The sequence below is a fragment of the Janthinobacterium fluminis genome (assembly GCF_028595325.1).
GTDB classification, from domain to species: domain Bacteria; phylum Pseudomonadota; class Gammaproteobacteria; order Burkholderiales; family Burkholderiaceae_D; genus Janthinobacterium; species Janthinobacterium fluminis.
Genome location: NZ_JAQQXR010000007.1, coordinates 306,262 through 326,809, shown reverse-complemented (window position 1 = coordinate 326,809; position 20,548 = coordinate 306,262). Strand labels below are relative to the sequence as shown.

At 65.0% G+C, this 20,548-nt stretch carries 16 protein-coding genes, 1 tRNA gene and 1 pseudogene; 13 read left to right on the top strand and 5 right to left on the bottom strand.

Annotated elements, in window-relative coordinates; genetic code table 11:
* From OIK44_RS19045 to OIK44_RS19005, 9 genes are all read left to right on the top strand, one after another.
* The coding region (locus OIK44_RS19045; RefSeq protein WP_273672976.1) for a PAS domain S-box protein at positions 1 to 3,174 on the top strand (3,174 nt) is incomplete at its 5' end.
* A 37-nt stretch (positions 3,175 to 3,211) separates the two neighbouring features.
* A complete protein-coding gene (locus OIK44_RS19040; RefSeq protein WP_273672975.1) occupies positions 3,212 to 3,649 on the top strand; it encodes a response regulator in 438 nt (145 codons plus the stop codon).
* Between the two features lies 1 nt (position 3,650).
* The gene (locus OIK44_RS19035; protein WP_273672974.1) at positions 3,651 to 4,043 is read left to right on the top strand and encodes a response regulator transcription factor; all 393 of its coding nucleotides are present in this window, start codon (positions 3,651 to 3,653) and stop codon (positions 4,041 to 4,043) included.
* A 263-nt stretch (positions 4,044 to 4,306) separates the two neighbouring features.
* A complete protein-coding gene (gene trxA / locus OIK44_RS19030) occupies positions 4,307 to 4,633 on the top strand; it encodes a thioredoxin TrxA (RefSeq protein ID WP_273672973.1) in 327 nt (108 codons plus the stop codon).
* A 137-nt stretch (positions 4,634 to 4,770) separates the two neighbouring features.
* Positions 4,771 to 6,033: a transcription termination factor Rho gene (gene rho, locus OIK44_RS19025; protein WP_035787757.1), complete on the top strand. Its 1,263-nt coding sequence runs from the start codon at positions 4,771 to 4,773 to the stop codon at positions 6,031 to 6,033.
* A 208-nt stretch (positions 6,034 to 6,241) separates the two neighbouring features.
* Positions 6,242 to 6,511: a type B 50S ribosomal protein L31 gene (locus tag OIK44_RS19020; RefSeq protein ID WP_273672972.1), complete on the top strand. Its 270-nt coding sequence runs from the start codon at positions 6,242 to 6,244 to the stop codon at positions 6,509 to 6,511.
* 91 nt (positions 6,512 to 6,602) lie between these two features.
* Positions 6,603 to 8,327 (top strand): ArnT family glycosyltransferase, encoded by a 1,725-nt coding sequence (locus tag OIK44_RS19015; RefSeq protein ID WP_273672969.1) that lies wholly within the window; start codon positions 6,603 to 6,605, stop codon positions 8,325 to 8,327.
* 195 nt (positions 8,328 to 8,522) lie between these two features.
* Positions 8,523 to 9,461 carry a choice-of-anchor A family protein gene (locus OIK44_RS19010; protein ID WP_273672967.1) on the top strand — a complete coding sequence of 313 codons (939 nt, stop codon included), beginning with the start codon at positions 8,523 to 8,525 and terminating at the stop codon, positions 9,459 to 9,461.
* Between the two features lie 330 nt (positions 9,462 to 9,791).
* Complete coding sequence (locus OIK44_RS19005; protein WP_273672965.1) at positions 9,792 to 11,726, top strand: AAA family ATPase; 1,935 nt, start codon at positions 9,792 to 9,794, stop codon at positions 11,724 to 11,726.
* A 12-nt stretch (positions 11,727 to 11,738) separates the two neighbouring features.
* On the opposite strand, the gene OIK44_RS19000 is transcribed toward OIK44_RS19005, so the two are convergent.
* The 3 genes from OIK44_RS19000 to OIK44_RS18990 form a co-directional block, all read right to left on the bottom strand.
* Positions 11,739 to 13,421: an AMP-binding protein gene (locus OIK44_RS19000; RefSeq protein WP_273672962.1), complete on the bottom strand. Its 1,683-nt coding sequence runs from the start codon at positions 13,419 to 13,421 to the stop codon at positions 11,739 to 11,741.
* A 120-nt stretch (positions 13,422 to 13,541) separates the two neighbouring features.
* The gene (locus OIK44_RS18995; protein ID WP_273672961.1) at positions 13,542 to 13,760 is read right to left on the bottom strand and encodes a DUF6500 family protein; all 219 of its coding nucleotides are present in this window, start codon (positions 13,758 to 13,760) and stop codon (positions 13,542 to 13,544) included.
* 122 nt (positions 13,761 to 13,882) lie between these two features.
* Positions 13,883 to 15,844, bottom strand: a complete 1,962-nt coding sequence (locus OIK44_RS18990; RefSeq protein WP_273672959.1) for an APC family permease — start codon at positions 15,842 to 15,844, stop codon at positions 13,883 to 13,885.
* Positions 15,845 to 16,170: 326 nt separating this feature from the next.
* Between OIK44_RS18990 and OIK44_RS18985 the strand changes: the two genes are divergently transcribed.
* The 3 genes from OIK44_RS18985 to OIK44_RS18975 all read left to right on the top strand — a co-directional run bounded on the left by OIK44_RS18985 (position 16,171) and on the right by OIK44_RS18975 (position 18,439).
* A complete protein-coding gene (locus OIK44_RS18985) occupies positions 16,171 to 17,151 on the top strand; it encodes a hypothetical protein (RefSeq protein WP_273672957.1) in 981 nt (326 codons plus the stop codon).
* On the top strand, positions 17,148 to 18,188 hold the full coding sequence (locus OIK44_RS18980) for a hypothetical protein (RefSeq protein WP_273672956.1): 1,041 nt from the start codon (positions 17,148 to 17,150) through the stop codon (positions 18,186 to 18,188). Before OIK44_RS18985 ends, OIK44_RS18980 begins: the two co-directional genes overlap by 4 nt.
* A gap of 164 nt (positions 18,189 to 18,352) precedes the next feature.
* Positions 18,353 to 18,439, top strand: a tRNA-Leu gene (locus OIK44_RS18975).
* A gap of 406 nt (positions 18,440 to 18,845) precedes the next feature.
* Here OIK44_RS18975 and OIK44_RS18970 read toward each other — a convergent pair.
* Entirely contained in the window at positions 18,846 to 19,427 is a 582-nt protein-coding gene (locus OIK44_RS18970) for a hypothetical protein (protein WP_273672955.1), read from the bottom strand.
* A 298-nt stretch (positions 19,428 to 19,725) separates the two neighbouring features.
* Positions 19,726 to 19,869: pseudogene (locus OIK44_RS18965) on the bottom strand (IS5/IS1182 family transposase); the annotation flags it as partial.
* Between the two features lie 169 nt (positions 19,870 to 20,038).
* Here OIK44_RS18965 and OIK44_RS18960 point away from each other — a divergent pair.
* Entirely contained in the window at positions 20,039 to 20,488 is a 450-nt protein-coding gene (locus OIK44_RS18960; protein WP_273672953.1) for a hypothetical protein, read from the top strand.
* Positions 20,489 to 20,548: the final 60 nt, after the last annotated feature.

The following is a 20,548-nucleotide window of genomic DNA, read 5'->3' as shown; positions in this document are numbered from 1 at the left end:
CTGGCCGCGGCCGAGGCGGGCCTGCTGGCCGCCTCCGCCCAGGCCGAGGCGGCCGCCGACGCCGCCCCCGGCGCCTGGGCCTGGCGCCGCGGCGGCGCGCCGCAGCTGTCCGGGCGCTGCCTGCAGATGCTCGGCTACGCCGACGCGGCGGCCGCGCCGGCGCCGTCCCAATGGGCCGAGCAGATCCATCCGGACGACCGCGAGCGGGTGCTCCAGGCCATCGCCGCGGCCGCCGGCCCGGGCGGCGCCGTGCCGGGCGGCGAGTTCCGCCTGCGCCGCGGCGATGGCGACTGGGCCTGGGTGATGGCGCGCGGCGGCGTCGCCGAGCGCGACGCCGCCGGCCTGGCGCTGCGCGCCGCCGGCACGCTCGACGACATCAGCGCCCGCAAGGCCGACGAGCAGGCGCGCGTCTGCGCCATCCTCGAAGCGGCGCCGGAGGCCATGCTGCTGGCCGACCAGGACGGCCACATCCACTACGCCAACCAGATCGGCGCGCGCTGCTTCGCCTACCCGGCCGACGCCCTGCCCGGCCTGTCGATGGAGCAGCTGGTGCCCGACACGATGCGCGGCCCGCCCGGCCAGCGCGAGCTGTTCTCGCGCGCCAGCATGCCGGGCCGGGTGCTGACGGCGCGGCGCCGCGACGGCTCGCACTTCCCGGCCAAGGTCAACCTGTCGCCGCTGCGCCTGGCCGGGCAGAATTTCTCCATCGTCGCCCTGCGCGACATGACGCAGCGCCAGCGCGCCGAGGAAGCCCTGCACGCCAGCAGCGAGCGCTACCGGCTGATCGTGCAGACGGCCGCCGAGGGCATCTGGATGACGGACGCGGACGGCAAGACCACCTTCGCCAACCCGAAGATGGCGCGCATGCTCGGCTACACGGTGCAGGAAATGCTCGGTCGCGCCATGCAGGAATTCATGGACGCGGACGGCCACCTGCAGCTCGAACAGCACCTGCAGCGGCGCCACGCCGGCCAGCCCGAGCAGGGCGACTTCCGCTTCTTCCGCAAGGACCGCTCCAGCCTGTGGGGCCTGCTGTCGACGACGCCCATCCTGGCCGACCACGGCGGCCACGGCGGCACGCTGGCCATGATCACCGACATCACCGAGCGGCGCCTGGCCGCCGTCGCGCTGCGCCTCTCGAACCAGCGCATGGCCTCCGTGTTCAACGCCGTCACCAACGGCCTGGTGGTGCAGGACAGCGCCGGCCGCATCCTCGAAAGCAACGCGGCGGCGGCCCGCCTGCTCGCCGCCAGCGCCGGCAACGGCCGGCTGTGGCCGGCCGTGCGCGAGGACGGCAGCGCCTTCGACGAGGCCAGCCACCCGGTGCACCTGGCGCTGACGACGGGCCGGGCCGTGCGCGACGTCGTCATGGGCGTGGCCCAGCTCGACGCCAGCCTGTGCTGGCTGTCCGTGAACACGGAAGCCATCGCCGACGAGCACGGCAAAATCGGCCTGGTGGTCTCCAGCCTGACCGACATCACCCACCACAAGCGCAGCGAGGCGGCCCTGCGCGAGCTCAACGAACACCTGGAGGAGCGCGTCGCCCAGCGCACCGAGCAGCTCGACCAGGCCAAGCAGGTGGCCGAGGAGGCCAGCCAGGCCAAGGGCCAGTTCCTCGCCAACATGAGCCACGAAATCCGCACGCCGATGAACGGCGTCATCGGCATGGCCTACCTGGCGCTGAAGACGGAGCTGGAGCCGCGCCAGCGCGACTACCTGGAAAAAATCCGCTTCGCCGGCGAGCACCTGCTGGGCATCATCGACGACATCCTCGACATCTCGAAGATCGAGGCGGGCAAGCTGGAGATCGAGCGCGTCGACTTCAGCCTCGACCATGTCATGCAGACCCTGACGACGGTGGTCGCGCCCAAGGCGGCCGGCAAGAACCTGCGCCTGGTCTTCGAGCTGGACCCGCTGCTGCCGCCGGTGCTGCGCGGCGACCCGCTGCGCCTGGGCCAGGTGCTGATCAACTACACCAACAACGCCATCAAGTTCAGCGAGCAGGGCAACATCACCGTCACCGTCACCCGCGTCGTCGGCGACGAGCACGACTGCCTGGTGCGCTTCGCCGTGCGCGACCACGGCATCGGCCTGTCCGAGCTGGAGATGGGCAAGCTGTTCCAGTCCTTCCAGCAGGCCGACACCTCGACCACGCGGGCCTACGGCGGCACCGGCCTGGGCCTGGCCATCTGCAAGCAACTGGCCCAGTTGATGGGCGGCGAGGTGGGCGTCGACAGCCGCCCCGGCGAGGGCAGCAATTTCTGGTTCACGGCGCGCCTGGGCGTGTCGAGCGCGCCCGTGCCGGCCGTGCTCGACCACGTCAAGCAGGCCGCCGCCGCGCTGCTGGCCAGCGCCAACACGGCCGCCGTGATGGCGGCCCTGAAGCACGCCCGCATCCTGCTCGTCGAGGACAACACCTTCAACCAGCAAATCGCCCTGGAGATGCTGGAGGAGGCCGGCGCCTCCGTCTGCCTGGCCAACAACGGCGCCGAGGCCCTCGACCTGCTGCGCCAGGCCCAGTTCGACTGCGTGCTGATGGACGTGCAGATGCCGCTGATGGACGGGCTGGAGGCGACCCGGCGCATCCGCGCCGACCCGGCGCTGGCGGCCCTGCGGGTGCTGGCGATGACGGCCACGGCCACCAGCGAGGACCGGGTGCGCTGCGTCGAGGCCGGCATGGACGACTTCATTTCCAAGCCGATCCAGCCCGGCATGATGTACCAGACCATCGCCAACTGGCTGCCCGAGCGCGAGCCGCTGGTGGCGGCGCCGCCGCCGCGCCCGCCCGTTTTCAAAGCCACCCTGGCCGGCGACCCGGACGTGATCGACCTGTCCATCCTCGCCAAGCTGCTCGGCTACAACCCGCAGAAAGTGCGCAAGTTCGCCTTCAAGTTCCTCCAGACCACCCAGGAGGGCTTCGCCGACATCGAGACGGCGCTGGCGCGCGGCGACGTCAAGCAGGCGCGCGAGCTGGGCCACCGCATCAAGTCCTCGGCGCGCACCGTCGGCGCGCTCGGCATGGCCGAACTGTGCCAGAGCCTGGAAACGCTGCCGGTGTCCAGCCCGGCCCAGGAGGCGGCCCAGGCCGGCGCCATCGTCGGCCAGTTGTGGCCATTGCTGGAACGGGTCACCGAGCAGATAATGCAGAATACCAGTTTTGCCAACGATGACTAAATGGTATGATCAAACCAGACCAATTTGAGGGTGCACGATGAATGACACTAGCCTGACCCCCGCCGCGCCGCTGCGCGTGCTGCTGCTCGACGACGACACCTTCACGCTCGCGCTGCTGGCCGACATGCTGGGCCAGCTGGGGCAATGCGACGTCGTCAGCGAGTCGCACGGCGCGCCGGCGCTGGAGGCGCTGCGCCGGCACCGGCCGCAGCTGCTGATCTGCGATTTGTCGATGCCGGACATGGACGGCATCGAATTCCTCGACCGGGCCGCGGCGGCCGGCTTCGACGGCGGCGTCGTGCTGCTGTCGGGCATGCACGCGGCCGTGCGCAAGGCGGCCGAGCGCCTGGCCCTGGCCCACGGCCTGCGCATCCTCGGCGCCTACCGGAAACCGATGCAGCCGGACGACCTGCTGCACATGGTCGCGCTGCAACGGCAGGCCGAGGCGGCCGCTTGCCAGGCCCAGGCGGCCTGAGATGGCCGCCCCGTCGCGCCTGCGCGTGCTGCTCGTCGACGACGACGCCTTCATGCTGGCCACCATAGGCGAACAGCTGCGCCAGCTGGGCGTGAGCGACATCCGCGACGCCGCCGACGGCAGCGCCGGCATCGCCGCCTACGACGCCGCCGAGCCGAAGCCGGACCTGGTCATCGCCGACCTGCACATGCCCGGCCTGGACGGCTTCCAGCTGCTCGCCGGCCTGGCCGAGCGGCGCTACGGCGGCGGCGTCATCCTGCTGTCGGGCCAGGAAGACCGGGTCTTGAACTCGGCCAAGCTGATGACCCAGTTCCACCAGCTGCGCCTGCTGGCGGCCCTGCCCAAGCCGCCCGAGGCGCAGGCGCTGGCGCTGGCCATCGCCCGCCTGGGCTGAGGGCGGCGGGGGCGCCGGGCTTGCGGCGGCGCGGGCCAGATCAAGTTTTTCCGCAATAATCGCCACACCGGCGGAAAATGGGTTATTATTTCAGCCATCCCCGCCTGCACCCCCTCTGGTCGCACCTTCCAAGAATATTGAATTTGCGCACCTCGCCCCCACCTGCAGCCAGCACCCCAGGACGCGTGGAAGGCGAAACCAGATCGAACATGGCTGAATCTCCAGGCATTATTGTTGACCCCACACCCTCGATTGAGGAAAATATGAGCGAAAATATCAAACACATTACCGATGCATCCTTCGAAGCCGACGTCCTCAAGGCGGACCGTCCCGTGCTGGTCGATTTCTGGGCGGAGTGGTGCGGCCCGTGCAAGGCCATCGCGCCCATCCTGGAAGAAGTGGCCAAGGAATACGACGGCAAGATCCTGATCGCCAAAATGGACGTCGACAGCAACCAGGCCGTGCCGGCCAAGCACGGCATCCGCGGCATCCCGACGCTGATCCTGTTCAAGAACGGCGTGGCGGCGGCGCAAAAAGTGGGCGCGATGGCAAAGGGCCAATTGACCTCTTTCATCGACAGCAATATTTAAGTATCATAGGCGGCGGTGCGCCCGCAGCGCCGCCTGACAATCCGGGAACCGGGCCCATTCAGCCCGCCCCCATGTGATCAACACCACGCAGCTCCCTCCCCTACCTTTACTTCCCGTCTCGGGACACTCAACACACTATGCATTTATCTGAATTAAAGGCCCTACACGTATCCGCCCTCCTGGAGATGGCGATCGGTCTTGATATCGACAACGCGGCCCGCCTGCGCAAACAGGAACTGATGTTTGCCATTCTGAAGAAACGCGCGAAATCAGGAGAACAGATTTTTGGCGACGGCGCCCTGGAAGTGCTGCCGGACGGCTTCGGCTTCCTGCGCTCGCCCGACGCCAGCTACATGGCGTCGACGGACGACATCTACATCTCGCCGTCGCAGATCCGCCGCTTCAACCTGCACACCGGCGACTCCATCGAGGGCGAGGTGCGCACGCCGAAGGACGGCGAGCGCTACTTCGCGCTGGTCAAGGTCGACAAGGTCAACGGCGAATCGCCGGAGATGTCGAAGCACCGCATCCTGTTCGAGAACCTGACGCCGCTGCACCCGAACGAGCCGCTGCGCCTGGAGCGCGAGATGAACGGCCAGGAAAACATCACCGGCCGCATCATCGACCTGATCGCGCCCATCGGCAAGGGCCAGCGCGGCCTGCTGGTGGCCTCGCCTAAGTCGGGCAAGTCGGTGATCCTGCAGCACATCGCCCACGCCATCACGGCGAACCACCCGGACATCACCCTGATCGTGCTGCTGATCGACGAGCGGCCCGAGGAAGTGACGGAGATGCAGCGCTCGGTGCGCGGCGAAGTGGTGGCCTCGACCTTCGACGAGCCGGCCACGCGCCACGTGCAAGTGGCCGAGATGGTGCTGGAAAAAGCCAAGCGCCTGGTGGAAATGAAAAAAGACGTGGTCATCCTGCTGGACTCGATCACCCGCCTGGCGCGCGCCTACAACACGGTGATCCCGGCCTCCGGCAAGGTGCTCACCGGCGGCGTCGACGCCAACGCCCTGCAACGCCCGAAACGCTTCTTCGGCGCCGCCCGCAACATCGAGGAAGGCGGCTCGCTGACCATCATCGCCACGGCGCTGATCGAGACGGGTTCGCGCATGGACGACGTGATCTTCGAGGAATTCAAGGGCACCGGCAACATGGAAGTGCACCTGGAGCGCCGCCTGGCCGAGAAGCGCGTCTACCCGGCGATCAACCTGAACAAATCGGGCACCCGCCGCGAGGAACTGCTGATCAAGCCGGACCAGCTGCAGAAGATCTGGATCCTGCGCAAACTGCTGTACTCGATGGACGAGATCGAGGCGATGGAGTTCATCCTCGACAAGATGAAGGCGACCAAAAACAACGCCGAATTCTTCGACATGATGCGCCGCGGCGGCTAAACGCCGCGGCACAGCCGGGGACAGACCACCATTTTCGAGAAATGTTTTCTTGAAAATCGTGGTCTGTCCCCGGCTGCTTTCCATCGGCGCGAAAGGGCTGTATAATCTGCGGTTGCATTATTTAACCCTGGCAAGTGATCGGCAATCGGGTCAAGGAGTTTGACGACCGACGAAGTGCTGTTTGGCTACCAATCTATTAGAGGCACACATGAAACTCGATACCCATCCAGAATACCGCGAAGTTGTTTTCCACGACCTGTCGTGCGATTTCAAATTCGTCACCCGCTCGACGATCCAGACCCGCGAAACGATCAACCACGAAGGTAAAGACTACCCTCTGGTCAAGATCGAGGTGTCTGCTGAATCGCATCCTTTCTTCACCGGCAAACACAAAATCGTCGACACGGCCGGCCGCGTCGAGAAGTTCCGCCAGAAGTTCGGTTCCGTGGGTTCGAAAACCCAAGTCGCAGCAGGCTGATTTTTTGCCGCTTTGCGAACAAAAAGGCAGCTGCGGCTGCCTTTTTTCGTTGATACTCCGTCCACTCCCACTTTTTCCCGCCCCCTGAACGATGAAGCCTGTCCGCCTTCCCGCCGCCGCCACCCTCGCGCTGCCACGTTGGGCCTTGTTCGCGCTCGGCTTGCTGTACATCCTGCCCGGCCTGATCGGCCGCGAACCGTGGAAGAATGACGACGCGGCCAGCTTCGGCATCATGTGGACGATGGCGCAGGGCGGCTGGCAGGATTACCTGTGGCCGAACATCGCCGGCCTGGCGATGCCGCAGGAGGGGCCGCTGGCGTTCTGGCTGGGCGCGCTGTGCATCAAGCTGTTCGGCTGGCTGGTCGGCGACGTCTTCGGCGCCCGCATCGCCACCATCGGCATCTTCGCCGCCGGCGTGCTGTCGGTCTGGTACACGGCCTTCAACCTGGGCCGGCGCCACGACGCCCAGCCGCTGCGCCTGGCCTTCGGCGGCCAACCCGAGCCGAACGACTTCGGCCGCACCCTGGCCGACGCCGCCGTGCTGATCTACCTGGGCTGCCTGGGCCTGCTCAACGAGAGCCACCAGAACACCGCCGAGTCGCTGCAGGTGACGCTGCTGGCCTTCATGCTGTACCGCGCCGTGCGCTATGTGGAACTGCCGTCGCTGCGCAACGCCGCCCTGGTCGGCCTGGCCCTGGGCGCGCTGACGCTGGGCCGCGGCTGGGTCACGCCGCTGGCGCTGACGCTGGCGCTGTTCCTGTGCACCCGCTTCCTGCGCCTGCCGGCCCTGCGCGTGGCGCGCGACCTGGCGCTGGCGCTGGCGCTGGCCGCCGCGCTCACCCTGCTGTGGCTGCTGCCGGCCCAGTTGCTGCAACCGTTCGGCAGCTCGCCGCTGGCGCCGTGGCTGGCCTGGAACCAGGCCCAGTTGGGCGCCCCCGGCCTGCCCGCGCTGAAATTCTTTTACCGCGTCGGCATGTGGTTCTTCTGGCCCGCCTGGCCCTTCGCCGCCTGGGCCGTGTACGCCTGGCGCCGCCAGCACCACGTGCTGCACGTGGTCGTGCCGGTCAGCTTCGTCAGCATGCTGGCCTTGCTGGTGCTGTGCCACCCGGCCGCCGAACAAAGCCAGTTGCTGCCGCTGCTGCCGCCGCTGGCCGTGATGGCCGCCTTCGGCCTGCTGACGATGAAGCGGGGCGCCATCAACGCCATCGACTGGTTCTCGGTGATGGTGCTGACCGCCTGCGCCGCCGTGTTCTGGCTGTTCTGGCTCGCCAAGCTGAGCGGCTGGCCCGCGCAATTCGCCAAGAATGTGCTGAAACTGGTGCCCGGCTACAAGCCCGAACTGGACTTGCTGGCCTTCTTCGTCGCCGCCAGCGCGACGGCCGGCTGGATCGCGCTGGTGCACTGGCGCATCTCGCGCCAGCCGGCCGTGCTGTGGCGCGCCGTGGTGCTGTCGTCGGGCGGCCTGATCCTGCTGTGGGTCTTGCTGATGACGCTGTTCCTGCCCGAGCTGAACTACAGCAAGAGCTACGCCAGCGTGTCGCGCCAGATCGCCGAGCGCCTGCCGCCCGGACTCAATTGCATCGAGACGAATGCCGGGCCGGCCCAGCGCGCCTCCTTCGCCTACTATGGCAAGCTGCCCTTCACCGGCATGCGCGGCGGCCAGTGCGACATGCTGCTGCTGCAGGACAGCATCAAGCTGCGCGACGAGGTGGAAATTGCGCCCCGCTACCGCGGCAAACAGTGGAGCAAGGTGTGGGAGGGGCGCCGCCCGTCCGACGATTCCGAGCGCTTCCGCCTGTACCGCCGCGCCGACTAACGCGCCCGCCGATACTCGGGGCTGTGATACGGCAGCCGTATCACAGCCCCTGATTGATTCTTTTTACTCTTTTTTACAAATTTTTTTATTATCAAATAGGAATATAAGTTGTTTTGTAGATATAATGTTGTTTTCTTGATTTCGGTGACCGTGTTCTGACGCCCGAAGCCCACTACTTCATCTATGAGCCAGCCTATGACATCGATTTCCTTTGCTACCCGTCTTTTCCCCGCCGTCGCCGCAGCCCTGTTCAGCGCCGGCGCCGCCAATGCCGCCGCCACGGTCGTCGACCTGGGCCCCGCCAACGGCTACTCCGCCTTCATTTTCGGTAACGTCGGCAGCGGCGGTTTCTCCGGTTTCCGCGACGTCGAAGGCCGCCTGGCAGCCGGCGGCAATGTCTTCCTGAGCGGTTTCTCGGTCGGCCAGAAGAGCCCGACGGGCGCGCCCGTCCTGGTGGCCGGCGGCAACCTGAAAATCGGCACCGGCAACATCCAGCACGGCAGCGCCGTCTACGGCAACACCGTCAAGGCCGACCAGTGGTTCCCTTCGGGCACCTTCGTGAAAGGCAAGCCGATCGACTTCGCCGCCGCCAAGACCCAGTTGACCAATCTGTCGAACACGGTTGCGCAGCTGAAGTCGACCGGCACCGTGGTCATGCAGAATAGCGGCTACACCCTGATCGGCGACAAGAACGCCGACGTCAACGTCTTCAACATCGATTCCTCGTCGCTGGGCAACCTGACGCTGGACCTCGGCTCGCTGAAAAGCACGGCCCACATCATCATCAACGACAGCGCCACCAGCGTGAACCTGTCGGGCGGCTTCAACGGCTTCCAGGGCTTCGGCGACCGCACGCTGTTCAATTTCTCGGCAGCCAAGAACGCCAGCCTGACCACCTACGCCTGGGGCAGCATCCTGGCGCCGCTGGCCCAGTTCTCCGGCAGCGGCCACCTTGAGGGCAGCCTGATCGCCAATTCCGTCATGGCCAGCGCGCGCGACCATTCGACCGTGGAAATCGGCGCCCTCGGCTTCAAGCCGATCTCCATCTCGCCGGTGCCGGAACCGCAAACCTACGCCATGCTGCTGGCCGGTCTGGGCCTGATGGGCTTCGTGCTGCGCCGCAAGGCAGCCTGAGCCGCCGCCACGGCAAACGTGGCGAACTGAACAATAACGCCCCGGCCGCGCCAGCGCCCGGGGCGTTGTTGCATGCGCGGCAAGCCGCTGTTGCGCAAGCCCGGTTTTTCTGATCGGCGCCAACACAAAGGCCGCGCATCGCGTTATAGTCGCCCTATTACGCATTGCCGCACGGCACTGAATTCTTGGCGAAAAGGCAGCGGCGCCGCCGCCCTGCCCGCCGCCCGCGCCCCGCCCCGCGCACCCCCGCCCGACAACTGCGTCCAAGCAGCGCCCGCACCCCGCCGCCCTGACTGCTGAACCATTGCCACGCCACCGTCGAGCCTTGCCATGCCCACACTCTACAAACTCCAGCTTGCCCTGAAGAACACCTATGTCCGCGTGGCCCTGGCCGTGCTGCTGGCCGCGGCCGCCGCGCTGGCCGCCTACTGGGGCGGCGACGTGGCGCAAGACGCCAGCCCCGTGCTGCGCTCGCAGAACATCGCCGCCATCACGGCCCTGCCGGGCCAGCGCGCCCGCCTCGACTACCTGCTGGTGGCGAAACCGCTGTCGGAGGCGCCGCGCTACATCTTCAAGTTCAAGGACGGGCCGCAGCTGCACGTGGTCAAGGTGCCGAGCACCTCGCACCTGAGCCTGGAGCGTGAAATCCTGCTGCGCCACGCCCTCCCCTACGGCATCGCCAGCGACGACTTCCTGGCCGCCCACAAGGCCGCGCTGCAGGACGACGCCGGCGGCCCGGCGGCGGCCGCCGCCTTCCTCAAGCGCCACGCCTTCGACATCGGCGTGCTCCTGCTGCTGCTGTTCGTGCTCAAGTTCGGCCTCCCCGGCATGGGCGTGAGCGCCACCGTGACGACGCCCGACCAGCTCAAGGGCAGCATGGACGACCTGGTCGGCATGGACGACATCAAGCAGGAGGTGCTGCACCTGGAAGACATGATCCGCCACCGCGCCGTGTATCGCTCGCACAATATCGACAAGCCCTTCAACGTCATGCTGACGGGGCCGGCCGGCACCGGCAAGACCAAGCTGGCCGGCTACCTGGCGAAGAAACTCAACCTGCCGCTGATCCAGGCCTCCGGCTCGGCGCTGGAATCGGGCTACATCGGCGGCGGCGCGAAAGCCTTGAACGCGCTGTACCGCAAGGCTTGCGCGCGCGGCAACTGCATCATCTTCCTCGACGAGGCGCAGACGCTGTTCATGCCGCGCGGCCGCGGCGAGAAAAAATGGGAGGACGACACGGCCAACACCCTGCTCGGCCTGCTCGACGGCGTCAAGAGCGAACAGGGCAGCGGCGTCATCTGGGTGGTCGCCTCCAACTTCGACGAGGCGTCCAGCCCGATGGACGAGGCGATGCTGCGGCGCTTCTCCGTGAAGATCAACTTCCGCCTGCCGAACCAGGCCGAGCGCACGGAACTGCTGCGGCGCTTCCTGGCGCGCAAGGCGGACGGCTGCGTCGCCTGGGACCGGCTGGCGCTGGACCAGGTGGCCGAGATCACGGCCAACCTCAGCCCGGCGCTGCTGGAAACGGTGGTCGACCGCGCCAGCATGCTCGCCATCCAGGAGCAGAGCGTGATCGACACCGAGCTGCTGTTCCGCGCCTTCGAGCGCGCCACCATCGGCCTGACCGACCGCGCCACCACGGCGGCCAAGCAGCAGCAGCGCGAACGCATCGCGCTGCACGAGCTGGGCCACTTCTTCATGCAGATCGACCCCTATCTGCGCCAGGGCATGAGCCTGGCCGAGGTCAAGAAAAAATCGCACCTGCTGAAGATCAGCACGGAGTCCGTGTCGAAGCTGAACGCGCTCGGCTACGTGCTGTCGGCCGGCGACGACGTCTCGCTGCGCACGCTCGAAGAGATGGAGCGCGACGTCATCCAGCTATACGGCGGAGTCGCGGCGGAGGAACTGTTCTACGGCGCGCGCGGCATCTCCGTAGGCAGCCAGAACGACATCCAGAAGGCCACGGCGATGCTCGACACGATGGTCAACCGCCTGTCGATGTACTCGCGCTCGAAGCTCGACTACAGCCAGTTCAAACAGGACGGCAACGGCGAGCACACGCTGCGCCAGGTCGAGGCCAAGGCGGACGAGCTCTACAGCTACACCCTGGGCGCGATCGGCGACTACAAGGAGCTCATCGCCGCGCTGCAGGGCGTGCTGCTGGAGCGCTACGTGCTGTCCAAGGACGCCATCTTCGAGCTGCTGGAAGAGCGCATGGCCCGCGACCTGGCGGACGGCTTCGCGGCCCGCGGCGCCGCGGCGTAGCAGGGCCGTTTTTCAGGCGCCGCCGTCCAGCCCCAGATCGCCGGCGGCCTGCTGGCGCAGCACGAACTTCTGGATCTTGCCGGTCACCGTCATCGGAAAGGCGTCGACGAAGCGGACATAGCGCGGCACCTTGTAGTGCGCGATCTGCCCGCCGCAAAACGCGCGGATCTCCTCGGCGTCGGCCTGCGCGCCGGGGCGCAGGATGATGCAGGCGCACAGCTCCTCGCCATACTTCGGGTCCGGCACGCCGACGCACTGCACGTCGAGCACCTTCGGATGCCGGTACAAAAACTCCTCGACCTCGCGCGGATAGATATTCTCGCCGCCGCGTATCACCATATCCTTCGAGCGCCCGACGATGCTGCAAAAGCCGGCCTCGTCGATCACCGCCAGGTCGCCCGTGTGCATCCAGCGCGCCGCGTCAATCGCCTCATGGGTCCGCTCCGGATCGCCCCAATAACCCTGCATCACCGAATAACCGCGCGTCAGCAGCTCGCCCTTCTCGCCGCGCGCCACAACGCGCCCCTCGGCGTCGACGATCTTCACCTCCAGATGCGGATGCACCCGGCCGATGGTCGAGACGCGCAGCGCCAAGGAATCGTCGACGGAACTCTGGAAGCTGACCGGCGAGGTTTCCGTCATGCCGTAGGCGATGGTGATCTGCGCCATGTGCATCGAGCCGATCACCCGCGTCATCACCTCGATAGGACAGGGCGAGCCGGCCATGATGCCGGTGCGCAGACTCGACAAATCGTAGTTGCGGAACTCCGGATGGTCGAGAATGGCGATGAACATCGTCGGCACGCCATGCAGGCCGGTGCAGCGCTCGGCCTGCACCGTCTCCAGCACGGCCCTGGCGTCGAAGCCCTCGCCCGGATACACCATCGCCGCGCCGTGCGTGAAGCAGGCCAGGTTACCCAGCACCATGCCGAAGCAGTGATACAGCGGCACCGGAATGCACAGCCGGTCGGCCGCCGTCAGGCGCATCGCCTCGCCGATGAAAAAGCCGTTGTTGAGGATATTGTGGTGGCTCAGCGTGGCGCCCTTCGGCGCCCCCGTCGTGCCCGAGGTGAACTGGATGTTGACGGCGTCGTCGAACTGCACGGTGGCGGCCACATTGGCCAGGCGCCGCGCGTCGTCGGCGTCTATGCCGTCGAGCAGCGCGTCGAAATTGAGCATGCCCGGCGTGGCCTCGCCGCCCAGGCGGATCACGTGGCGCAGGTGCGGCAGGCGCGCCGAGCGCAGATTGCCGGCGGCGCAGTGGTGGATTTCCGGCACCACATCCTGCAGGATGGCGATGTAGTCGCTGGACTTGAAGGCCGGCGCCAGGATCAGCGCGCTGCAATGGACCTTGTCGAGCACATACTCCAGCTCGGAGCGGCGGTAGGCCGGATTGATGTTCACCATGATCAGGCCGGCCTTCGCCGTGGCGAACTGGGTCAGCACCCACTCGCTGCAATTCTGCGACCAGATGCCGACGCGCTCGCCGGGATTCAGGCCCAGCTTCAGCAGGCCGGCGGCGAGGCGCTCGACGCGCCGGTGGAATTCGCGGTAGGTCCAGCGCACGTTCTGGTGCGCGACGACGAGGGCGTCGCGTTCGCCGAAGCGCGCGGCGACGTCGTCGAGATAGGCGCCGATGGTCGAACCGATCAAGGGCGTGTCGTGGGCGCCGTGTACATAACTAAGCTGCTGCATCCGATCTCCTCATGGCGGCGGCGAACGCGGCCGGCATGGCCTGCGCTGCGCGCTCTAGTGAGGAAAGCATAACCGCTTTTGCTGACAGCTGGATTACGGCGCCAATCGGGCGCGCCCCCTTCAGGCCATCGCCTCGACCATCGCCTTGATCTTGACGGCCTTCTCGAAATGGTCCAGCTCATGCGTGACGATCCACCACTGCGCGGCCTCCATCAGCAACGGCGGATTGTCATTCTTATTGGCGAAAAACGCGTAAAACGACAGGCCGACGGTCGGCCCCTTCTTGGCGATCTTCTCGTCGCATACCTCGATGATTTTTTGCCTTAAACTTGCCTTCATTGCCGCATCTCGCCTTAGGAAAATGGCCGCGGGAGGCGAAGCAGCGATAAGCTGGCCCCCGAGGCAGAACGCGGGCTGCTGCACCGCTTTCAGAGTATAGCGTGCAAGCGATACAAGCCGCCCTACACCTTCATCGGCAAAATCACCATCTGCAAACCTTCCAGGTGCAAGCGCCGTTGCACCGCCAGCGCCGCCTGGTTGTGCAGCAGGCGCGTGAACCAGTTATCGGTCGCGAAAATCAGCTTGCTGGTGAAGAAAATCGCATTCGGGAACTCGTTGCTGATCTCTTCGCACAGCTTGGTGATCTCATCGACGGCGTCCGTGCCGAAACCGATGTAGGACGCCGACGCCATGCCGTGGCTGTGGCAGAAATCGACGAAATACTCCAAGGTCTCGGCCGCCTCCGTGCGCATCTTTTCCAGCGCGCCCTCGCCGCCGTAGGCGTGCGAATCGACCGTCCGGGCGTTGACGAAGATGAAGTTCTTGAAGTGGCCGGGGAACATGCGCTGCACCCACAGCAGCGCGTGCAAGCCGCCGCCGCGCGAAGTGCCGACGATGAACACGGCCGTCTGCTCGTCCGGGTTCGGCTCGATCGGCTCGGCGCCCGGCCCGAACGGCTGGCTGGCGAACACCTCGTCGACGGAATGGATGGCCCGCTTGGTGTGGGCGTAATGCTTGCGAATAAAGATGCACAGGGCGGCGATGGCGGCGATGATGACGGCCGTGGCCCAGCCGCCCTCGGCGAAGCGCTCGATGACGAGAATGATCAAAATGCCGGCGCAGATGACGAAGCCGAGCAGCGACAGCAGCAGGCGGCGCAGCCAGTGCGTGCCCTGCACGCGGTTGCGCATCCAGTACAGGCACAGGCCGAACAGCGAAATGGCGAAGGTCAGGAACACGGAAATCGAGTACAGCACCACCAGCAGCGTGACGCTGCCGGCCGTCCAGAACAGGATCGCCAGCGCGGCCAGGCCCATGACGAGGATGCCGTTCTGCGTCACCAGGCGCGTCGACAGGTAGCGGAATTTGTGCGGCACCCAGGAATCGGCCGCCATGTTCGACAGCACCGACGGCCCGCCCAGGAAACCGGTGTTGGCGGCGACGAACAGCAGGCCCGCCTCGAAGGCCAGCACGATCACCAGCAGCGCCTGGTTCAGCAGCGGCCCGCCCAGGCCCATGCTGGCGATGATGCTCTTGAAGGTGGACGCGTTGAGCGTCTCGCCCGGCGTCGGCATGGCGTCCCACAGCAGGTACAGCAGGATGATGCCGCCGGCCGTGAACGCCAGCGACAGCGCCATGTACAACATCGTCACCTTGCCGGTGCGCACGCGCGGCTCGGCCAGCAAGTTGACGTTGTTCGACACCGCCTCCAGCCCCGTGTAGGTGCCGCCGCCCTGCGAATAGGCCAGCAGCAACATGCCGGCGACGCCGGTCCAGCCTATGCTTTTGGCCAGCTCGCCGGTTTCGACCAGGGTGTTCGGGACCAGCTCGGGCAGGTGCGAGGCGTGGGCGAAAATGCCGTAGACGATCAGGATCAGATGCGTGGCGACGAAGCCGAGGAAGATCGGCAGCAGGATCTGGATCGCCTCCTTCAGGCCGCGCAGGTTCATCACGATCAGCAGGCCGATGAAGAACACCTCCGCCCATAGCTTGTAGGGCTGGAAGCCGAGCGGCAGGAAAGAGGCCAGCGCGTCGACGCCGGAGGCAATCGAGATGGCGATCGTCAGCACGTAGTCGAGGATCAGCGCACAGCCGGAGATCAGGCCCATGTAGGGGCCGACCAGCTTGCTGGCGACGCGGTAGCCACCGCCGCCGGTGGGGAACAGCTCGATCACCTGGTTGTAGGCCAGCGCGATGATGAAGACGGTGACGGCGGTGGCGATGGCCATGTACAGGCCGAGGTGGGCGTGGCCGCCCAGCGCCTTGAAGGTTTCCTCCGGGCCGTAGGCGGACGAGGACAAGCCGTCCGCGCCCAGACCGACCCAGGCCAGGAAGGCCACCAGCGCCATCGAATGGCGCGTCTCCAGCTTCATCGGATCGAGCGCCTTGCCGAGAATGATTTCGCGGATTTTCTTGTTTTTCATGCGTCTGGCCTGCCGGTAGGGGCGGCAGAGTGCTTAAGGGTAGGCGAGATGATACGCCCAATCCCTGAGCGGAATACTTGTGCAAATATAAAAACAAGTTAAAGGGTTGCCGGAATGCGTCAAATCGGTGAGCGCGCGCCGCCCTCGCCGGGATGGCGGAATAGCCAGACGCACGGGACTCACCATCCCGCGTCGGAAACAGCCTGCCCCCTCGCCGTCATTTTGCACACTGGCACAGCCGGCGGAACCGGAGGCGGCGGGACGCGCTCTAACGCTTACTCGCCGAATCCGTCGGCAGGACGATGTGTATTCGCCGGAGCTAAAAAATGACAATCCGCGCCTGCATTTTTTCCCGCTTGTGCACCTACACCTTGTGCGTGCTGATGGGCCTGTCGCCTGCCACCGCTGGCCTGGCCTATGCGCAAACAGGGGGCGCGGGCAAGACCGAACCAGCACCGCCGCCGCCATCCGAGTACCCGCGCGGGGACAGGCACGGCGACAGCCGCGGCGAAGCCCTGCTCCCCGCCCTGATCACCGGGCTGTTCGCCATCTTGGGCCAGCAGCAGAATACGGGCAAGGACGACAAGCGCGGCGCCAATGAGGAGGATCTGGCCTTGAACGGCCCGCGCATGCTCGACTCCTATCCTGTCGGCACCTTCGCCGTGTATGGCTTCACCAACGACGGCTGGCCGCTGGTGGTCGATTTTCTTCCCAAGCCAAACAGTTGCACCTGGCTCGACGTGATGCTGAATCAAGAGCGGGTGTTTTCCCGCCTGCTCGACATGGACGGCCGCTCCGGCCGCCGCCTGGTGCGGGTCGATCTGCCGCACGGCATCACAAAGCAGGCGCGCGCCGCGCTGTACATCGTCCAGTCCGAACAGCGCAGCTGCGACGCGGGCGCCGCCCCGCCGGCGCCGGTCGAAGTCTACGGCATCGGCGCCGGGCCGCGCGCCATCGGCTCGGTGGCCGTCGACCAACTGCTGTTTGAACCGGCGCTGCCCCGCGTTCCGCAGGAGCCGGCGCGCATCAGTTATCGCGTCAAGTCCAATTTCAACCACGCCTCCGTGGAAATCTTGCGCTACCTCGCCAGTCCCTCCGGCCTGATCCAGGTCCAGCGCGTGCGCGCCAACCGCGCCGACGCCTTGTCGCCGGGCCTCATCGTGGGTCAGCCATGGGATGGCCAGGACCAGTCCGGCAAACGCTCGCTGGGCGTCCATCGCCTGCAGGTGCGGGCCTGGTTCAACGAAGGCGACCCGAGCTGGGTCGGCGCCATCTCGCCCGCCTCCGTCACGATCGCCCCGCGATGAAAACGGGCCAGCGGATAGGCGCGCTGGCGGCCTTCGTCGCGGCGGCCCTGCTGTTCCATTACGTGAGCCACCTGCCCGTCGCGCGCCCGCTCGATCAGGCGCAGGCGTGGACGGCGGAGACCGGCGAGCAATTGATACTGCGCCTCCTCGACGAGGCGCCATCGCTTCCCGTTTTCGCCGTCGAAGGCGCCGACAACGAGGGCGTCGACGTGCGTTTCGACGCGGCCGCCGTGGAGGCGGCGACGGTCGCAAGTGTGCGGCGCGACTTCCATCTCGACATTCCTGCGGCGCAGGGCGCGCTACTATGGACCGGCAAGCTCAAGGGCAACGGCCATACCATGATAGAGGTGCGCCTGCTCGGCACGGGCGGCGCCCCGGAACTGCAGATCGGCCACATCGGCGAAGGCTCCCATCCGGGCCTGAGCCTGAGCACGCGGCACGCGCAGGCGCTGGTGCAGCTGAGCGTTTTGCTCGGCGACGATGCGCCACTCGCGCAGGCCGAGCAAAAGACCCTCAAGTTCGCCGCAGGCGCCAGCGTGGCGCTGCCCGGCGCCGTGCCCATCAACGTCGTGGTGCCCGAGGGGCGCCGTTTCACCCTGCTCTTTCCGGTCGAGCAACCGAAGTCCAACTTCCGTCTCGGCGAGGCGGCCGTCGATCCGCACAGCGAGCTGCCCTTGCGCGACATGACGGTGCGCCGGCCCGACCAGCGCGACAAGTTCTTCGTCTGCGCCGCCGGCCCGGACGCGCATTTCAAGTGGCCGCGTGGGCTGCGGCCCGGCGATTGCGACGACGCGCCGACCTTGTGGGCGAGCCGCTTCACGCTGTCGCCGACGAATCTCGCCATTTTCCTGCGCGGCAACGCCTACATCGTCAAGGATGGCGCCGCCGAGAGCGACGACTGGCTGGAGAAACTGCAGAAGAATGTGCCGCTGGCGGTGCTCTTCAGCCTGCTGTTCGGCGCGCTCGGGAAGTGGGTCTGGTCGGCGTTTTCGCGCACCGGCGAGGCGCGCCCCCGCCCCCACGATTCGGGCGAATAGCGGACGCCGGAGCAACTGCGTTTCCTGCGCGCTGAAATCCTGGCCCCGGAACGAGGCCGGCGCGCGACTACGCCCCATCCCCGAGCGAAATACTTGTGCAAATATAAAAAACAAGCTAAAGGGTTGCCGGATTGCGTCAAATCAGTGATAATGCGTCTCGCGTTGCCGGGATGGCGGAATAGGTAGACGCACGGGACTCAAAATCCCGCGCTGGAAACAGCGTGCCGGTTCGATTCCGGCTCCCGGCACCATGAACACAGCAGTGGAAGTTCAAAAAACATCTAAGAACCCGCATTCTTTATAGGATAGCGGGTTTTTTGTTGTCCATGCTCGTACACTGGCCTACATTCAAATCCATGAACTTTTTGGTACTTTTTTCTGGATTTAGGATTTTCTCTAAAAAAAAACACCGTCAGGGAGAGCTGCCCGTCATCCCGAGTACAAGGGTACGCCCAGCGGCGACAACTATTCTGACACTGGGGGCATTTTCTGTTCCGCAATTTGCTATTCTCAGGGGCCGCTGTCAGTTGCGGATTCAAGCGCTCAACGACGACAATCGGCCGGCACACGACTTACGTTATGTACCAACCGAGTCAGCAAGGGTTAGGGAAACGCTCAAGCGAGCCAGTACCTGAGAAATGCCGTCACCTGATGCTTCTATTTCGCGCAAGCAGACTTAACTTGCGCAAGCGGTAAAGCCTGCTGGCTTGATTCGTCCAAAATACCAAACGAGCAAGTGCCATTGTCGAACAAGCCGGCCAAACCGGTTGGCACATCGCTGCCGCCGTAGAGCGAGTAGTTTTTTCCCGCTTCAAAACGTCCTCGCGCATAGACATCGCAAGTCCGGTTCCCGGGAAGCGTGGCGTTGTAGTGCAAGGTGACCAGCTTTTCGGCGAACATGGCTATAGGCTTTGCAGACTCCTCCGGTTTGCTGTATTTGCTCACATAGAACAAGGAAGTCGAGGCGCAGGACTTGTCGTCCACCACGGACAGGCTCGTCGAGTAACGGTTATTGCTTATCACTGGCAATCGGCTGTACAGCAAAGCTTGCGGCGTGCCTGCCACCGGTGCAATGTACGGCGGTGCCTGCACGTACTGCGAACTCGCGCATCCGATCAGCGCGAGGCAGGAAATAAAAGATAACAATTGCTTAGCCATCGTGATTTCCCAATGTTGTAGTCCGGCAATTGTATGGTGACCAGTCGAGCATTGTAAAGGTTGATTGGCGCTGATCTTCATCTTTGCCGAACTATGCGGCCGGCCAATGGCCCAACGCTGCGGATACCAAGGAGGGGGATCATGGCAAAGTGGTCACATATGAATCCTTTGTCAAACGCCAGTGTCCACTCCTGGTCCAGACTGTGTAAAAACCGAAATACGCGGGGCGGTTTTCAATAAATAATCCGCTAACCGCCAGACGGCCCTGTCAGCGCATTGGATCAGCAGGGTGGTACTTGCTTCATGTGTTTTCGGCGAATGGCGAGTGCGCCGTGGATACCGGCACGCTGCACTGGCCCAAATACCCTCCGTTCAATCCATCATCGCGGTTCTGCATCGATTCGAGGCCCCCCTCATGCTCCCAGCGGGTCATGCGTCGATTCTGGCTTGGCGTGCATTGCTTCTTTAGCACGCACTGCTGACAGTGCGAACTCCAGTACTTGTGCAGTTTCATGCCGCGCTCGCTTCATCCTCGCCCCCCGGAAACCGATGAGATGTTTCCATAACGTTTAGCGACAAAACTCGTTTACACTGGCGTTAACTTTCTGCCACGTTACATGGCATCGTGCGCCAAGCCGTTTTTACACAGTCTGGGTCAGAAACCGCCATTAATAAGCTAGGATGACAAACGAATGCAACGTTTCAGAAAACTGCTCTTTGTTACGATTCTGGGAGCCGTTAGTTGTGCTTTTCCGAGAATAGCACTCTGCGCGGGCAATCTTGGCGCCGAGCAAGAGCTTAAGGAATTTGCTGACTATAACCTTACCATTTGTGGAACCGGTGCTAGACGAGCCATAAATGAATGGCGCGCTGGCCGCCAAGTTGATGAGCAGTATGAGTTTGGGGACTGCATTGCCGAGGCCCGCACAGAAGGAAAGAAACTGTACACCACTGTACTAGCTAAGGTTTCAGGGAAAAATCAAGCTGAGGCGGCCTTAAAAGACTACTTCGCCACCTGGCTTACGGCGCTAGCAAATGTCAAACCTAACGGCTATGAAACAATCCGTTCATACAACGATAGGCAGTCTGAATACGCAGTGAAGGTAGATTTGATGTGGAATAAATTTGAGCTTGAAAATTGAAGCGAGCCCGAGCGTGGCCAATTGCTGTCGGTTTGTGATGTCGCCTTGCTGTTTGCGCAA

Bases quoted from the DNA above. Each gene is read 5' to 3' on its own strand.
- OIK44_RS19040 (WP_273672975.1), top strand. From the start codon at position 3,212: ATGAATGACACTAGCCTGACCCCCGCCGCGCCGCTGCGCGTGCTGCTG.
- OIK44_RS19035 (WP_273672974.1), top strand. From the start codon at position 3,651: ATGGCCGCCCCGTCGCGCCTGCGCGTGCTGCTCGTCGACGACGACGCC.
- trxA (WP_273672973.1), top strand. From the start codon at position 4,307: ATGAGCGAAAATATCAAACACATTACCGATGCATCCTTCGAAGCCGAC.
- rho (WP_035787757.1), top strand. From the start codon at position 4,771: ATGCATTTATCTGAATTAAAGGCCCTACACGTATCCGCCCTCCTGGAG.
- OIK44_RS19020 (WP_273672972.1), top strand. From the start codon at position 6,242: ATGAAACTCGATACCCATCCAGAATACCGCGAAGTTGTTTTCCACGAC.
- OIK44_RS19015 (WP_273672969.1), top strand. From the start codon at position 6,603: ATGAAGCCTGTCCGCCTTCCCGCCGCCGCCACCCTCGCGCTGCCACGT.
- OIK44_RS19010 (WP_273672967.1), top strand. From the start codon at position 8,523: ATGACATCGATTTCCTTTGCTACCCGTCTTTTCCCCGCCGTCGCCGCA.
- OIK44_RS19005 (WP_273672965.1), top strand. From the start codon at position 9,792: ATGCCCACACTCTACAAACTCCAGCTTGCCCTGAAGAACACCTATGTC.
- OIK44_RS19000 (WP_273672962.1), bottom strand. From the start codon at position 13,421: ATGCAGCAGCTTAGTTATGTACACGGCGCCCACGACACGCCCTTGATC.
- OIK44_RS18995 (WP_273672961.1), bottom strand. From the start codon at position 13,760: ATGAAGGCAAGTTTAAGGCAAAAAATCATCGAGGTATGCGACGAGAAG.
- OIK44_RS18990 (WP_273672959.1), bottom strand. From the start codon at position 15,844: ATGAAAAACAAGAAAATCCGCGAAATCATTCTCGGCAAGGCGCTCGAT.
- OIK44_RS18985 (WP_273672957.1), top strand. From the start codon at position 16,171: ATGACAATCCGCGCCTGCATTTTTTCCCGCTTGTGCACCTACACCTTG.
- OIK44_RS18980 (WP_273672956.1), top strand. From the start codon at position 17,148: ATGAAAACGGGCCAGCGGATAGGCGCGCTGGCGGCCTTCGTCGCGGCG.
- OIK44_RS18970 (WP_273672955.1), bottom strand. From the start codon at position 19,427: ATGAAGATCAGCGCCAATCAACCTTTACAATGCTCGACTGGTCACCAT.
- OIK44_RS18960 (WP_273672953.1), top strand. From the start codon at position 20,039: ATGCAACGTTTCAGAAAACTGCTCTTTGTTACGATTCTGGGAGCCGTT.